The following is a 15250-nucleotide window of genomic DNA, read 5'->3' on the forward strand; positions in this document are numbered from 1 at the left end:
GTCGCCCTACTTGAAGGTGATGTTCTTGATGATCACCGGGTTCTTGGGCGCCGTGGTGCCGCCGTCGCCGGTGATGTCGGCATCGTTGAGGAGCAGGTCCTTGCCGCTGGTGGCCAGCCCCTGCAGCATGTCCATGCCCTGGCTGACCACGCCGATCACGTTGTAGCCCGAGCCGATCTGGCTGTTCTCGTCCGACAGCGAGATGGCGAACTGGCTGTTGTTCTGGCCCATCGCGTCACCCGCCTGGGTCATGAACACCACGCCCTTCGACAGGGCGATGTCGGTGTTCTCGTCGCCGTAGACGTACCCCGCGGTGCCCTGGCCGTCGGTCGGGTTCTTGCCGTCGGCCTTGGCCAGCGGGTCGCCGCACTGCAGCAGGTGCACGCCGGACACGTCGGGCGTGACCAGGCGGTGGCACTTCATGTTGTCGTAGAACTTCTTCTTCGCCAGGAAGCTGAGCGAGTTGACCGAGCACGGCGCGGCGTCGGTCATGAGATCGATGACGACGGTGCCGCGGTTGGTGACGACCGTCATCTTCTTCAGCTTCATGTTGGGCTTCTTGCCCGGCAGGCCGACGAACTTGTTCGGCACCCCCGTCTCCCGCTTGTAGGTGCAGGAGACCGGGCCGGTCTTGGCCGTCGGCGTGGCCGACGGCTCCGTGGAGGCGGAAGCGGAAGCGGAGGCGGAGGCGGAAGGGCTGCTCTCCGCCGAGGCCTTGCCGGGTTCCCTGTTGACCAGCGTGGTCGCGGCGAAGATGCCGCCCGCGACCACGACGACGGCCACGCCCGCGCCGATGAAGGTGTTCCGCCGTGACTTGGTGGTCTGGGCGGCGGCGCGCTTCGCCTGCCGCTCCTTGTGCTCCCGCGCCAGCTCGCTCTGGCGGTCTTCCTCGTTCTGGCGGTCGTCGCCGCTCACCGCTATGTCCTCTCACTTTGCCCGTGCATGACCAAACAACTCCGCGCATGCTACCGGCCTTCGATATGTGCCGGACGTAAGTGGTGAAAGCGGCAGAGGACGACATGTGAGGTCGCGAACCATATGGTGCTGAGATTCGTAGTTGAAATGAGAACTAAGGAGCACCTCATGTTCGACCAGATCCTCGGCCTGCCGGCGCATCCACTGATCATTCACTTCGCCGTCGTGCTGACCCCGCTGCTGGTGGCCGCGGCGGCCGTCTACGCGATCGTCCCGCGCTGGCGTGCGTACGCGGCGTGGGCGGTGGTGCTGCTCTCCCTGGCCTCCCCGGTGGCGGTCTTCGCGGCCAAGGAGAGCGGCGAGAGCCTCAAGGCGGCCCGCTTCGCCACGGCGGACGGCGCGCTGGGGTCCCGCATCACCACGCACCAGAGCTTCGCCAACCCGCTGCTGCTGTCGGTGCTGGGGCTGGCCGTGGCCGCGCTGCTGCTCGTGTACGCCACCAGCCCGGCCCGCGACTCGGTCGGCCGCGACCGGTTCGGCCGGGCCACGACGCTGACCCTGTCGGCGCTGACGCTGGTGCTGGCCGCGGTGGCGGGCTACTACGTCTTCCGCGCAGGGGACTCGGGCGCGCGAGCGGTCTGGGGAGCGTAGTCCGCGCGTGTAATCTCATGATGTGGATAGCCTGTTCGATTCCGCGGCCGAAGAGGCCACCCCGCAGCCCCTGGCGGTGCGGATGCGACCGCGCACGCTCGACGAGGTGATCGGTCAGCGGCACCTGCTCGGCCCGGGCACCCCGCTGCGGCGCCTGGTCGAGAGCGAGGCTCCCATGTCGCTGTTCCTGTGGGGGCCGCCCGGCACCGGCAAGACCACGCTCGCCTACGTCGTCTCCAACGTCACCGAACGCCGCTTCGTCGAGGTCTCCGCCGTGTCGGCGGGCGTCAAGGACGTACGCGCCGCCATCGACAACGCGCGGCGCGAGCTCGGCATGAGCGGACGGCAGACGGTGCTGTTCGTGGACGAGGTGCACCGCTTCAACAAGGCCCAGCAGGACGCGCTGCTGCCCGCCGTCGAGAACCGCTGGGTCACCTTCATCGGCGCGACCACCGAAAACCCGTTCTTCTCGGTCATCTCACCGCTGCTGTCGCGCTCGCTGCTGCTCACCCTGGAGTCCCTGACAGAGGACGACATCCGCGCCGTGCTGGAGCGGGCCGTCTCCGACCCGCGCGGCCTCGGCGGGCGCGCCACGCTCGCGCCCCAGGCCCTGGAGCATCTCGTACGCCTGGCGGGCGGCGACGCGCGCAGGTCGCTGACGTACCTGGAGGCGGCCGCGCTGCTGGCCGACGACATCACCGTGGAGGTGGTGGAGAAGGCCGTCGACAAGGCGGCCGTACGCTATGACCGGCAGGGCGACCAGCACTACGACGTGATCAGCGCGTTCATCAAGTCGATGCGCGGCTCCGACGCCGACGCGGCCCTCCACTACCTGGCCCGCATGATCGAGGCCGGGGAGGACCCCCGCTTCATCGCCCGCCGCATCGTCATCTTCGCCTCCGAGGACGTCGGCATGGCCGACCCCACCTGCCTGCAGACCGCGGTGGCCGCGGCTCAGGCGGTGCAGCTCATCGGGCTGCCGGAGGGGCAGATCAACCTGGCGCACGCGGTCATCCACTGCGCGATGGCCCCCAAGTCCAACGCCGTGGTCAAGGCCATCGGGGCGGCCATCGGCGACGTCCGCCGCGGCCTCATCGGCCAGGTCCCCGGCCACCTCCGCGACGCCCACTACCCGGGGGCGGCCAAGCTGGGACACGGGGACGGCTACAAGTACCCGCACGACTTCGACCATGGGCTGGTGCGGCAGGAGTACGCGCCCGAGCAGGTGCGGGATCGCCGCTACTACGAGCCGACCCGCCACGGCGCCGAGGCTCCGGTCGCGGACCGCTGGGCCAAGATCCGCGACTTCCTCCGCGGCTCCTGACCCCCGTCTCGGCGGATTGTGGTGCGGTGGTGTTCGGCGCAACGTGTGCGGTGCGGTGGCGGGCGGCGAAAGGTCGTGCGGTGGGTGGGTCGGAGCCGGTGGCCGGGGTGTTCCGGACGTCCAGGAGCGTGGGGGCCGTTGGGGGAGGCGTGTGTGGCAGGGTGGGGGATGGCGTAGGTTTGGGGTGCGCGGGCGTTGGGACACGGCCCGGGCCGGGGACGGCTGGTGGCGCACGGGATCGGGGCGGCACGCGGGCGGTCGTGTGAGCGCCGGACGCCGACGCGGCAGCACGGTCAAGGCCGGCGTCCTCACCAAGGTTGTCACTCGAACGCGATAAGGTCTTGCCGTTCCGGCCCAGCGTACGAGGGAGATGAGCGCATGCTTACCGCTGGAGAGGTCGCCGGCCTGATCGCGGCCACCGGCTGGATAGTCCTGGTCTGCGTGCTCGCCATGGTGCTCATCAAGCTGGCCAGGCTGCTCACCGAAACCACCAAGGCGGTCTCCGACCTGAACGACCGCCTGACGCCGCTGCTCGACGACATGAGCGTCACGGTCAACGAGACCAACCGGCAGCTGATCGCCGTCGAGGCCATCACCAAGGACGTCAAGCAGGTCAGCGGTCACGCGGCCAAGCTCAGCGCGGTGACGCAGACCATCTTCACGGGGCCGCTGATCAAGGTGTCCTCGCTCGCGTACGGCGTCCGCCGAGCCATCGAGGCCCGCAGGCCCCGCAAGGCCGTCCCGAGGACGCGTCAGGGGCAGGCGCGATGATCAGGCGGCTGTTCTACCTGTCGCTGGGCGCGTTCCTCACCTTCTGGGTGATGCGCAGGCTGCAGGCGCTCCACCCCGACCACGTCGCCCGCAGGACGGCCAACGGCGCCGCGGGGATGCTCCGGCAGGTGAGAGACTTTACTTCCGACGCGCTCGGCGAGGCCGCGGAGCGCGAAACCGAGTTGCGAGCCCGCTTCGGGCTCGGCAACGCTGAAGACAACAACTAACGCAAAGGATGGCCAACATGGAGTCGGCAGAGATCGCCCGCCGCTTCCTGCGCTTCTTCGAGGAGCGTGGGCACAAGGTAGTGCCCTCGGCCAGCCTGATCGCTGAGGACCCCACGCTTCTCCTGGTTAATGCCGGTATGGTGCCGTTCAAGCCGTACTTCCTGGGGCAGCGCAAGCCTCCGGCGTCCCGGCTGGCCACCGCGCAGAAGTGCGTGCGCACCCCCGACATCGACGAGGTCGGCAAGACCACGCGGCACGCCACGTTCTTCCAGATGCTGGGCAACTTCTCCATCGGTGACTACTTCAAGGCCGAAGTGATCCCGTTCGCGTGGGAGCTGCTCACCCGCTCCGAGTCCGACGGCGGCTTCGGCTTCCCGGAGGACAAGCTGTGGGCGACCGTCTACCAGGACGACGACGAGGCCTACGACCTCTGGCGCAACCGCGTCGGCCTGCCCGAGCACCGCATCCAGCGGCGCGGCCTGGAGGACAACTACTGGCACATGGGCGTGCCCGGCCCCGGCGGCCCCTGCTCGGAGATCTACTACGACCGCGGCGCCGAATACGGCAAGGAGGGCGGCCCCGTCGCCGACGAGGACCGCTACCTCGAGGTGTGGAACCTCGTCTTCATGCAGTACCAGCTCAGCCAGGTCCGCACCAAGGTCGACTTCGACGTGGCGGGCGAGCTGCCGGCGAAGAACATCGACACCGGCATGGGCCTCGAGCGCATGGCCGCGATCCTGCAGGGCGTCGACAACATCTACGAGATCGACACCACGTACAAGATCCTCGACAAGGCGGCCGAGCTCACCAAGACCCGCTACGGGCGCGACCCGCGGGCCGACGTGAGCCTGCGCGTGATCGCCGACCACGTCCGCACCGGCACCATGCTGGTGGCCGACGGCGTGCTGCCCAGCAACGAGGGCCGGGGCTACGTCCTGCGCCGCATCCTGCGCAGGAGCATCCGCAACCTGCGCCTGCTCGGCTCCGGCGACGACCGCTACATGCACGAGCTGACCGACGTCGCCATCAACGTCATGGGCGAGCAGTACGCCGAGCTCAAGGTCGACGCGCCGCAGATCCACGCGGTCATCGACGCCGAGGAGGTGTCGTTCCTGGGCACGCTGCGCACCGGCACCGCGATCTTCGACGTGGCCGTCGAGGAGACCAAGCGCAAGTCCGGCACCACGCTCTCCGGCGACCAGGCGTTCAAGTTGCACGACACCTACGGCTTCCCGATCGACCTGACGCTGGAGATGGCGTCCGAGCACGGGCTCAAGGTCGACGAGGAGGGCTTCCGCCGGCTCATGAAGGAGCAGCGGCAGCTCGCCAAGGCCGACGCCGCGGCGAAGAAGACCGGCAATGCCGACATCTCCGTCTTCGGGCAGCTGCTGGAGAAGGCGGGCAAGGTCGAGTTCCTCGGCTACGACCAGACCGAGGCCGACACGAGCGTGGTCGGCATCCTTGTCGACGGCGTGCCCGTCCCGGCGGCCGGTGCGGGCGCGACCGTGGAGGTCGTGCTCGGGCGCACCCCGTTCTACGCCGAGGGCGGCGGCCAGCTCGCCGACCAGGGCGTGATCCGCACCAGCGGCGCCGAGGTCGAGATCGTCGACGTGCAGACGCCGCTCGCGGGCCTGGTCGTGCACCGCGGCAAGATCCGCAGTGGTGAGCTCAAGGTCGGCGACGACGCGCAGGCGGAGATCGACCTCGAGCGCCGCCGCGCGATCTCGCGCAGCCACAGCGCCACCCACCTCGTCCACCGCGGCTTCAAGAACGCGCTCGGCGAGACGGCGGCCCAGGCCGGCTCGGAGAACTCGCCCGGCCGCTTCCGCTTCGACTTCACGGCGGCGGGCGCGGTGCCGGCCAGCGTGCTGCGCGACGTCGAGGACGAGGTCAACGCCGTGCTCATCAACGACCTCAAGGTCAACGCCTTCTACACCTCGCAGGCGGAGGCCAGGGCGATGGGCGCGCTGGCGATGTTCGGCGAGAAGTACGGTGACGAGGTCCGCGTCGTCGAGATCGGCGACTACTCGCGCGAGCTGTGCGGTGGCACCCACGTCCACAGCTCGGGCCAGCTCGGCCTGGTCAAGGTGCTGGGCGAGCAGTCGGTCGGCGCGGGCGTGCGCCGCGTCGAGGCGCTCGTCGGCATCGACGCCTTCCGCTTCCTGGCCCGCGAGAGCGTGCTGGTCGCGCAGCTCACCGAGCAGCTCAAGGCGCGCCGCGAGGAGCTGCCCGAGCGCATCGACGGCATCGTCACCCGGCTGCGCACGGCGGAGAAGGAGCTGGAGAAGATCCGCTCCGCCCAGGTGCTCCAGGTGGCCGGTGATCTCGCCGCCAAGGCGGGCGACCTGGGTGGAGTCTCCGTTGTGACACACCGCGCGCCTGATGGCACCGGTGCGGATGATCTGCGTAAGCTCGCGCTGGATGTGCGTGGCAGGTTCCCGGCGGACCGGCCGGCGGTCATCGTGATCGCCGGCGTCCCCTCCGACCGACCTGTGGTGGTTGCTGCGGTCAACGAGGCGGGGCGCGAGCGCGGGCTCAAGGCCGGGAAGCTGGTCGGCGTCGCCGCCAAGGCTCTTGGGGGTGGCGGTGGCGGCAAGGACGACGTCGCGCAGGGCGGCGGCACACGGCCGGACGCGATCGGCGAGGCGCTGCAGCAGGTCGAGCAGGCTGTCGCGGATCAGCTCGGCTGATATGAGGTTCGGCACGCGGATCGGCGTGGACGTCGGATCCGTACGTATCGGCGTGGCCCGCAGTGACCCTTCCGGGTTTCTGGCCACGCCGGTCGAGACCGTCAGGCGAGGCAAGGGCGACCTCGACCGCATCGCCGCGATCGTCGCGGAGCACGAGGCGATCGAGGTGATCGTGGGGCTGCCCACCTCGCTGTCCGGCCGCGAGGGGCAGGCGGCGGGGCTGGCCCGCCAGTTCGCCGCCGATCTCGCGGTCCGGCTCGCGCCGACGCCCGTGCGGCTGTTCGACGAGCGGCTGACCACGGTCGCCGCCACGCATGGGCTGCGTGCCAGCGGCATGAAAGCCAAGAAGCAGCGCGGCGTCGTGGATCAGGCCGCGGCCGTCGTGCTGCTGCAGGACGCGCTCGACTCCGAACGCGCCACCGAAAGACCCCCAGGCAGGCCCGTCGTACCGCCCCCAGCGGCCGACGGACCTGCCTCATGAGCGCGCGCGACACGGGGGTCGCGCCCGCGCAGGCGGAGTACACGGCAGGACGCATGGCCACAGCGTGGCCGCGGGTCCGCTGCCGGGTCGATCGCAGGGCTGACGGCTCGGCGGCTGTGAGGGTTCTGGCCGTCCGCATCGCCGACGGTGGGGTGGCCGCGTGAACGGCAGGCCCGATGGTGAGGACGACCTCGGCGACATGATCCCGTTCTCCTCCGGTGACTCCGAGCAGGACAGGCCGGAGGACCCGGCCGCGCGCGAGCCGAACCCAGAGCGACAGCGGCCCGAGCCCGATGCGACGGCCGGCCCTGATGCGGCGGCGGAGCCTGATGCGTCGGCGGGAGTCGGCGCAGCGGAAGCCGGGACGGCGGAAGTAGGCACGGCGGAGGTCGGCGCTGCGGAAGCCGGGGCGGTGGAGGCCGGGGCGGTGGGGGAGACGGCGGTCGGGGTGCCGGCCGCGCCTCGCCAGCGGGCCTTGCGCAAGGCCGGGATGGTCTCCGCGGGCCTGATCGTGTCCCTGGTGGCCTTGGGGGCGGGTGGGATCGCGGTGCTCAAGCCGTACCTGAGCCCAGAAGACTTCGACGGGCCCGGCAGCGGCGCCGTGACGGTGCGGATCGCGCCGGGTTCGAGCGCGCAGGCCATCGGCTCCGTGCTGGCCGAGGCCGGGGTGGTGGCGAGCGCGCAGTCGTTCGTACGGGTGACGGAGGAGCGCGCGGTCACCAACCGGCTGCGGCCCGGGCACTACCGGATGCGCAAGGGCATGGCCGCCAAAGCGGCGCTCGACCTGCTGCTCGCGCCCTCGTCCAGGGTCGTGCGGCGCGTCACCGTCCCCGAGGGTCTGCGGACGTCCGAGGTGCTGGCCCGCGTCGCCAAACTGGCCGGGCTGCCGCTCAAGGAGCTGCAGGGCGTCGACAAGGCTCTCGTCGGCCTGCCCTCGTACGCGGAGGGGCTCGAGGGGTTCCTCTTCCCCGCCACGTATGAGATCGAGCCCGGTGACACGGCCGTGGACGTGCTCGCGGCGATGGTCGAGCGCTTCCAGCTCGCGGCCCGCCAGATCGGCCTGGAGAAGGAGGCGGCCCGCAAGCACGTGACGCCGCTGGAGGCCGTCACGGTGGCCAGCATGATCCAGGCCGAGGGCGGGGTCGACGCGGATTACCCGAAGATCTCCAGGGTGATCTACAACCGCCTCCAGAAGGGCACCCCGCTGGAGATCGACAGCACCGTCCTGTACGCGCAGAACCGGCGGAGTCTGAAGATTACGGAGCGTGACACCAAGGTCGACTCTCCCTACAACACCTACCAGCACAAAGGGCTGCCGCCGGGGCCCATCGCGAATCCCGGGGAGAAGGCGCTGATGGCGGCCCTGAACCCAGCCCAAGGCGATTGGCACTGGTTTGTGACGACAGATCCGGCGCATAGAATCACCAAATTCACCGACAAAGAGAGCGAGTTCGTGAGATACCGGGAAGAGCTGAATAAGAACCTCGGGACGAGTTGATGTTCGGCGGGACCCCCTCCGTCCCGGCGCAAATGCCCCAAAACGGGTCATGCGTCCTCTTTCCATCCCTTAGCATGGCTACCCAGAGTGATCTCCGCTGGTCGTGGGAGCATGTCCGGCGGGCCCCCCAGTTCCGCTCGGTGACCCAAGCCGGTTTGGCGGTTTCGCTTGACGCCCGGCCGGTCATACCGGGAGATTGGCCAGCGCACCTATGAACGATCTCGATCTGAACACTCTCCTCGGCGCCGAGGACGACGGCGGTCGTACCCGGCGCACTCGCGGCGGCCGTGGCGGCCGCCGGCGGCGCCGACGCCGCAACCGTGGCGGCTTCGTCGCGCCGCTGCTCGCCTTCGTCGTGCTGGCGGGCATCATCGGCGGCGGCGGTTACTACGGCTACATGTGGCTCAACGACGCGCTCGTGCCCGACGACTACACCGGTCAGGGCACCGGCGAGGTCGTCGTGGAGATCAAGGACGGCCAGAGCGCCTCGGACGTGGCGCAGGAGTTGGAGAAGCAGGGCGTCGTGGCCAGCGCCAGGGCGTTCACCAACGCGATCGCCAACGCCAACAGGAGCGGCTCGCTGCAGCCCGGCTCGTACAAGCTGCGCAAGAACATGTCGGCCGCGAGCGCGGTGGCGCTGCTCATCCCGGACAACCGGATGCGCGCCACGGTGACCCTCAAGGAGGGCCTGCGCCTGTCCGACACCTTGAAGACGTTGGCGCAGGAGACCGGCAAACCCGTCAAGGACTTCGCCGCGGCGGCCAAGGACGTGGATCAGCTCGACCTGCCGAAATACGCCAAGGGCAAGCTCGAGGGATACGCCTTCCCGGCCACGTACGAGGTCCAGCCCAAGACCACGGCGTCGCAGATCCTGGGAGCGATGGTCAAGCGGTTCAACCAGACGGCTGAGCAGATGGACCTGGAGGGCGGCGCCAAGGCACTCGGCCACACGCCGCACGAGATCATGGTCATCGCCAGCATCGTGCAGGCCGAGGCCGGTCGCCAGGAGGACATGCCGAAGATCGCCCGCGTCATCTACAACCGGCTGGAGCGCGAGCCGCAGATGAAGCTGGAGATGGACAGCACGGTCATGTACGCGCTGAACAAGTACGGCACGGCCGCCTCGATCCCGGAGACGAAGACCAAGAGCCCGTACAACACGTACCTGAACCTCGGCCTGCCTCCCGGGCCCATCACGAACCCCGGGGACCACGCGATCGAGGCCGCCCTGAACCCCTCCAAGGGGCCCTGGCTCTACTTCGTCGCCACCGACCCCAAGAGCAACGTCACCAAGTTCGCCACCACGGAGGCCGAGCGCCAGGCGCTGCTGGCCGAATACCGCAGGAACGGCGGCTGATCGGCGGTCCGACGCGTCACACGCCCGCCCACCTCCGACGGTGGGCGGGCGTCCTTTTGGGGCCGGTTCTGCCCGATCCACGGGCGCGCCGTACGGCCGGTGGCGGCACCTGCACCGCGGGCCGTTGAGATGCGGGTGGCGGGGCCCGCGCGGGAGACACCCGTCCTTTACGGCTGCGCACGGTGGGCACCTCCCGCCGACCTGCGCCGCCCCCCGTCCAAGGGACGCTTCTCAGGTGATGGGACGACCCGCCGTGACACGCGCCCCGTGGGCCGTCCGAGCGGCGAAGCGTGGGCGACGGGGCGATAGGGTCGTCATGTTTCGGAAGGAGTGTGGATGCGGGCTGCGGTGATGGGGTCGCCCATCGGTCATTCGCTCTCGCCTTACCTGCACCGGGCCGCGTACCAGGCGATGGGTCTCGACGGGTGGAGCTACGAGGCGTTCGAGTGCGACGAGGCGCGGCTGCCCGCGCTGCTGGGCGAGCTCGTGCCTGTGCGCGGCCAGATCCCCGGCGGTGAGGACGCGTGGGCGGGGCTCTCGCTGACCATGCCGCTCAAGCGGGCCGTGCTGCCCCTGCTCGACACCGTGTCCGACCTGGCCGTCGAGGTCGGCGGGGCCAACACCGTGGTCTTCCACGACGGGCGCCGGCACGGCCACAACACCGACGTCTACGGCATCGAGCAGGCGCTGGCCGAGGCGGGCGTGCCCGCGCCGGGCTCGGCGACCGTGCTGGGCGGAGGGGCCACGGCGGCCTCGGCGCTCGCGGCGCTGCGTAACCTCGGGCTGTTCTCGGCGACGCTGCTGGTGCGCGACCCCGCGCGGGCGGGGGAGACGGTGGAGGTGGCCGAGCGGCTGGGCGTGGCGCTGGCGGTGGAGACGTTCGACAAGCTCGACGCCTTCACGCGGGTGGATCTGGTGGTCTCGACGCTGCCAGGCGGGGCGGCGGACGCGTTCGCCGACCGGCTGGCGCGGGTGCCCGCGCTCTTCGACGTGGTCTACTCACCCTGGCCGACCGGCGCGGCGGCGGCCGTCCGGGCCGCGGGCGGCACCGTGGTCGGGGGGTTCGCGATGCTGCTGCACCAGGCGGTGCGGCAGGTGGAGCTGATGACGGGCCGGACGGATGTGCCGGTGGAGGCCATGCGCGCCGCCGGCGAGGCGGAGCTCGCCAGGCGGTCATCTCGCACGGGTTGATCACGGTCACGACGCTCACCAGCCGAGGTCCACTTCTCGCGGAAGACTCCTGTCGCGTGCGAACTCCAGATCGTCCGGCCGGTCCGGCTCGCTGAGCAGCGAACTCCTTGAAGTCCGGCCGCCTGCCCTTGAGCCGGCGGTGCTCCTCCATGTCGAGGATCACCACCACGTCCTTGCCGTGCTTCGTGACGATCTGCGGCCCCTCGTCGTGAGCCTTCCTGACGACTTCACTGAAGCGCTGTTTGGCCTCTTGCAGCTGCCATCTGGTCGCTTCTGTCTGGATCGGTGCAGGGGCCGGGCCAGCGGGGATGATTCGAGAGCCTCTGGTCGTTGTGGTAATGTAGCTCTCTGATCGGTCCGGCATGCCATTGCTGGACGCGCAAGCGGAGGTCTCCCTCCCACCTGCGTCACCGGAAAGGTGGCCGGGTCCAGGATCACGCCGGACTACTCCGGGGAGCTCAAGGCCACGAAAGCCGAAGAGCTCAGTGGCCCCGCATGCGCGACGTGCGGGGCTTTTCGCGTTGGCGAGGAGCTCCCGGCACGACGAGCACGTAGGGATCGCAAACCTAGGAGGCCCCATCAGCACTGAGCCCCGCATCAACGAGCGTATCCGAGTTCCCGAGGTTCGCCTCGTGGGCCCGAACGGCGAGCAGGTAGGCATCGTCTCGATTCACGACGCCCTGAAGCTCGCCCAGGAGGCCGACCTCGACCTCGTCGAGGTCGCGGCCACGGCTCGACCGCCCGTGTGCAAGCTCATGGACTACGGCAAGTTCAAGTACGAGTCCGCGATGAAGGCGCGCGAGGCGCGCAAGAATCAGGCGCACACGATCATCAAGGAGATCAAGCTCCGGCCGAAGATCGACCCGCACGACTACGAGACCAAGAAGGGTCACGTGGTGCGGTTCCTCAAGGCAGGAGACAAGGTCAAAGTCACGATCATGTTCCGTGGTCGCGAGCAGTCCCGGCCGGAGTTGGGTTTCCGGCTTCTGCAGCGGCTCGCGGACGACGTCCAGGAGCTCGGTTTCGTGGAGTCCCACGCCAAGCAGGACGGCCGTAACATGATCATGGTGATCGGTCCGCATAAGAAGAAGGCTGAGGCCAAGGCCGAAAAGGCCGCAGCCAAGGCACAGCGTGGCAGCGAGGACACTTCCCTACAGGAAGGATGACCCGCGGTTGGGGTTAGCCTTACAGAGCGCCCCGATTCAGCCACCAGCAGACGAAGATGCCGCGACCGGGTCGGCCCAGCACCGGCCCGGCCCGTGGCACGACCGAAACGAGGAGAGACGGCGACATGCCGAAGATGAAGACGCACAGCGGTGCGAAGAAGCGGTTCCGGATTACCGGCACCGGCAAGATCAAGCGTCGCCGTGCCAACCGCGCGCACTACAACGAGTGGAAGTCGTCCACGCTGACGCGCCGTCTCAAGAACGAGGTCGTCCTTTCCGACGCCGATTCCAAGAAGATCAAGAAGCTGCTCGCTAAGTAGCGCGATTCCCCGGGGAGAAGAAACATGGCACGCGTGAAGCGGGCGCTCAACGCCAAGAAGAAGCGCAGGGTCGTCCTCGAGAGGGCGAGCGGTTACCGTGGCCAGCGGTCGCGTCTGTACCGCAAGGCCAAGGAGCAGATGCTCCACTCGATGACGTACGCCTACCGGGACCGCAAGGACCGCAAGGGCACCTTCCGCCGTCTGTGGATCCAGCGGATCAACGCCGCCGCCCGCCAGAACGGCATGACCTACAACCGCCTGATCCAGGGTCTGCGCCTGGCCGGCGTCGAGGTCGACCGCAAGATCCTGGCCGACCTCGCGGTCAATGACAGCCAGACCTTCGCCACGCTCGTCGAGGCCGCCAAGAAGGCGCTTCCGGCGAACGTGAACGCTCCGGCCGCGAGCTGAAAAGCCGCGAGCTGAGGCGCTCGTCTTAATCGAGGGGCCCACCGATGACGGTGGGCCCTTTGTTGCTGTGTGGGGCGCTGCCACGAGGGGCGTCCAGGTGTGGGGCGCTGCCACGAGGGGCGTCGTGGTGGGGGACGTTCCGTGAGGGACGCTGCCGTGTGGGACGTCGCCGTGAGCGACGTAGCTGTGTGGGACAGGGAGAGAGCATGGCCGGGTCCGAGCTGACCAACGTGAAGTCGCCGCGGGTGAAGGCGGCCAGGCGGCTCACCAAGCGGGCCTTCAGGGAGCAGGACCGCAGGTTCCTGGCCGAAGGGCCGCAGGCGGTGCGCGAGGCGCTCAAGCTCGACGGCGTGACGCTGGAGCTGTTCAGCACCGCCGAGGCCGAGCTGCGCCACCCCGAGCTGATCACCGAGGCCCGTCTGAAGGGCGTGCCCGTGCACCGGGCCAGCGGCGAGGTCATGTCGGAGCTGTCACAGACCGTGACCCCACAGGGGCTGGTGGCCGTCTGCACGCTCGTACACGTGCCCCTGGACAAGGCGCTGGCGGAGCAGCCGCGCCTGGTCGCCGTGCTCGCCCATGTGCGCGACCCGGGCAACGCCGGCACCGTCATGCGGGCGGCCGACGCCGCCGGCGCCGACGCGGTGATCTTCACCGACGCCTCCGTCGACCCGTACAACGGCAAGTGTGTACGCGCCAGCGTCGGCAGCCTGTTCCACTTGCCCGTCGTCATCGGTGCACCGGTGAGCGCCGCCGTGCGTCAACTCAAGGAGCGGGGTTTGCGCGTGCTGGCGGCCGACGGCACGGGTAAGCACACGCTCGACGATGTTGATCTTAGCGGACCCACCGCGTGGATCTTCGGCAACGAAGCCTGGGGACTGCCGGAGGACGTACTGGCTGAGGCCGACGATGTGGTCAGAGTGCCCATCTACGGACAGGCGGAAAGCCTGAACCTGGCCACCGCCGCGGCGGTATGCCTTTACTCCTCGGCTAGGGCTCAGCGAGTGCCCTAGGCGGCGGGAAACCCGCTATTGTCGGCGTTGTAGGCGGAGGGGGCGAGGTCGTGCACGGCGCAGACACCGACGGGCGAGTTGTGGCCGCCGCGTGCACGATAGCCATCGACGACCTTCCCGACGGCCTCATCGTGACCGACCGTGACGGCTGCGTGCTGGCCGTAAATCGGGCCGCCGCCCGGCTCACCGGCGTTCCCATGGAGCGCGCGGTCGGCAGGCACATGAACGACGTGTTCCCGTTCCGCGACCACGACGGGCGCGACTGGTGGAAGGCGCTCGACCCCGAGGGCGGGATGCGCATCAGGAGCAGGGCGCCGGAGCGGCCGCTGCACCTGCCCGGCGGCCAGGAGCTGTATGTCGCGGCCAGGCTCGTACGCGAGCCGGAGCGCGGCGGCGAGGTCGAGCGCGTCACGATCACCCTGCGCGACGGCGGCGCCCGCGCCCGGCTGGAGCGCAGCCGCGCCGACCTGGTCTCGACCGTGGCCCACGAGCTGCGCTCGCCGCTGACCAGCGTCAAGGGCTTCACCGCGACCATGCTGGCCAAGTGGGAGCGCTTCACCGACGAGCAGAAGCGCGTCATGCTCGAGACCGTCAACAACGACGCCGACCGCGTCACCAGGCTCATCACCGAGCTGCTCGACGTCTCGCGCATCGAGTCGGGGCGGCTGGAGGTGCGCCGCCAGGTCGTCGACGTCCCCGCCAGGGTGCGCAGGCTCATCGCGGGCCGGGTCGCGGCGGGCGAGACCGAGGGGCGTTTTCGCCTGATCGTCGGCGACGACCTGCCGGAGATGTGGCTCGACCAGGACAAGATCGACCAGATCCTGGGTAACCTGGTGGAAAACGCGCTGCGCCACGGGCGCGGCACTGTGACAATTGAGATCGAGTCCGTCGGATGGGGAGTTGCCGTGTCGGTGCGCGATGAGGGCGAGGGCATCGAGCCCGAGCTGGCTCCGCGCGTCTTCAGGCAGTTCTGGCGAGGCGGCAACAGCCGTCGGCGCGGTGGCACCGGGCTCGGCCTCTTCATCGTCAAGGGCCTGGTCGAGGCGCACGGCGGCACGATCACCGTGCAGCGGGCGCCCGAGGGCGGGGCGGAGTTCCGATTTGCCGTGCCCACCGGCACGCCCGACTTCGCCACCCCTTAGCGATCGAGTCGGCCCCGGTGGGCGGGCCCCACTAGACTCTTTTCCGCTCAAGCCCTGGATACGGAGCTCACTCTTGTCTGACTACGACCCCGTCGAGGT

The 15250-nt window shown here is 69.5% G+C and carries 15 protein-coding genes and 1 pseudogene; 14 read left to right on the forward strand and 2 right to left on the reverse strand.

The features are described 5' to 3' along the window. Positions 1–6: 6 nt before the first annotated feature. Positions 7–915 carry a peptidylprolyl isomerase gene (locus ACWDRB_RS21480; protein ID WP_449896190.1) on the reverse strand — a complete coding sequence of 303 codons (909 nt, stop codon included), beginning with the start codon at positions 913–915 and terminating at the stop codon, positions 7–9. A gap of 168 nt (positions 916–1083) precedes the next feature. On the opposite strand from ACWDRB_RS21480, the gene ACWDRB_RS21485 reads away from it, so the two are divergent. From ACWDRB_RS21485 to ACWDRB_RS21525, 9 genes are all read left to right on the forward strand, one after another. Continuing rightward, positions 1084–1566 (forward strand): DUF2231 domain-containing protein, encoded by a 483-nt coding sequence (locus ACWDRB_RS21485; protein ID WP_449896192.1) that lies wholly within the window; start codon positions 1084–1086, stop codon positions 1564–1566. Between the two features lie 82 nt (positions 1567–1648). Next, positions 1649–2890: a replication-associated recombination protein A gene (locus tag ACWDRB_RS21490; RefSeq protein ID WP_449896301.1), complete on the forward strand. Its 1242-nt coding sequence runs from the start codon at positions 1649–1651 to the stop codon at positions 2888–2890. 378 nt (positions 2891–3268) lie between these two features. Continuing rightward, positions 3269–3661 (forward strand): DUF948 domain-containing protein, encoded by a 393-nt coding sequence (locus ACWDRB_RS21495; RefSeq protein ID WP_350727188.1) that lies wholly within the window; start codon positions 3269–3271, stop codon positions 3659–3661. After that, complete coding sequence (locus tag ACWDRB_RS21500) at positions 3658–3888, forward strand: hypothetical protein (RefSeq protein WP_350727189.1); 231 nt, start codon at positions 3658–3660, stop codon at positions 3886–3888. Before ACWDRB_RS21495 ends, ACWDRB_RS21500 begins: the two co-directional genes overlap by 4 nt. A 17-nt stretch (positions 3889–3905) precedes the next feature. After that, entirely contained in the window at positions 3906–6578 is a 2673-nt protein-coding gene (gene alaS, locus ACWDRB_RS21505) for an alanine--tRNA ligase (protein ID WP_449896195.1), read from the forward strand. Position 6579: 1 nt separating this feature from the next. Beyond that, complete coding sequence (gene ruvX, locus ACWDRB_RS21510; RefSeq protein ID WP_355198465.1) at positions 6580–7059, forward strand: Holliday junction resolvase RuvX; 480 nt, start codon at positions 6580–6582, stop codon at positions 7057–7059. Between the two features lie 160 nt (positions 7060–7219). Then, positions 7220–8557 (forward strand): endolytic transglycosylase MltG, encoded by a 1338-nt coding sequence (gene mltG / locus ACWDRB_RS21515; RefSeq protein ID WP_449896197.1) that lies wholly within the window; start codon positions 7220–7222, stop codon positions 8555–8557. A 211-nt stretch (positions 8558–8768) separates the two neighbouring features. Next, positions 8769–9914, forward strand: a complete 1146-nt coding sequence (mltG, locus tag ACWDRB_RS21520; RefSeq protein WP_449896199.1) for an endolytic transglycosylase MltG — start codon at positions 8769–8771, stop codon at positions 9912–9914. 336 nt (positions 9915–10250) lie between these two features. Then, the gene (locus ACWDRB_RS21525; RefSeq protein WP_449896201.1) at positions 10251–11105 is read left to right on the forward strand and encodes a shikimate dehydrogenase; all 855 of its coding nucleotides are present in this window, start codon (positions 10251–10253) and stop codon (positions 11103–11105) included. 145 nt (positions 11106–11250) lie between these two features. Here the strand turns inward: ACWDRB_RS21525 and ACWDRB_RS21530 are convergent. Next, a pseudogene (locus tag ACWDRB_RS21530) lies at positions 11251–11703 on the reverse strand (type II toxin-antitoxin system Phd/YefM family antitoxin); the annotation flags it as partial. Here ACWDRB_RS21530 and infC point away from each other — a divergent pair. The 5 genes from infC (at position 11627) to ACWDRB_RS21555 (ending at position 15151) form a co-directional block, all read left to right on the forward strand. Continuing rightward, a complete protein-coding gene (infC, locus tag ACWDRB_RS21535) occupies positions 11627–12271 on the forward strand; it encodes a translation initiation factor IF-3 (protein WP_449896203.1) in 645 nt (214 codons plus the stop codon). The pseudogene ACWDRB_RS21530 and the gene infC overlap by 77 nt on opposite strands. A 125-nt stretch (positions 12272–12396) precedes the next feature. Further along, complete coding sequence (gene rpmI, locus ACWDRB_RS21540; RefSeq protein ID WP_103958467.1) at positions 12397–12591, forward strand: 50S ribosomal protein L35; 195 nt, start codon at positions 12397–12399, stop codon at positions 12589–12591. A 24-nt stretch (positions 12592–12615) separates the two neighbouring features. Then, positions 12616–12999 carry a 50S ribosomal protein L20 gene (rplT, locus tag ACWDRB_RS21545; RefSeq protein WP_185077087.1) on the forward strand — a complete coding sequence of 128 codons (384 nt, stop codon included), beginning with the start codon at positions 12616–12618 and terminating at the stop codon, positions 12997–12999. A 206-nt stretch (positions 13000–13205) separates the two neighbouring features. Further along, positions 13206–14009 (forward strand): TrmH family RNA methyltransferase, encoded by an 804-nt coding sequence (locus ACWDRB_RS21550; RefSeq protein WP_355198475.1) that lies wholly within the window; start codon positions 13206–13208, stop codon positions 14007–14009. Between the two features lie 50 nt (positions 14010–14059). After that, positions 14060–15151, forward strand: coding sequence for an ATP-binding protein (locus ACWDRB_RS21555; RefSeq protein WP_449896206.1), 1092 nt, complete (start codon positions 14060–14062; stop codon positions 15149–15151). Positions 15152–15250 lie beyond the last annotated feature (99 nt).

The organism is Nonomuraea sp. NPDC003707, assembly GCF_053587055.1.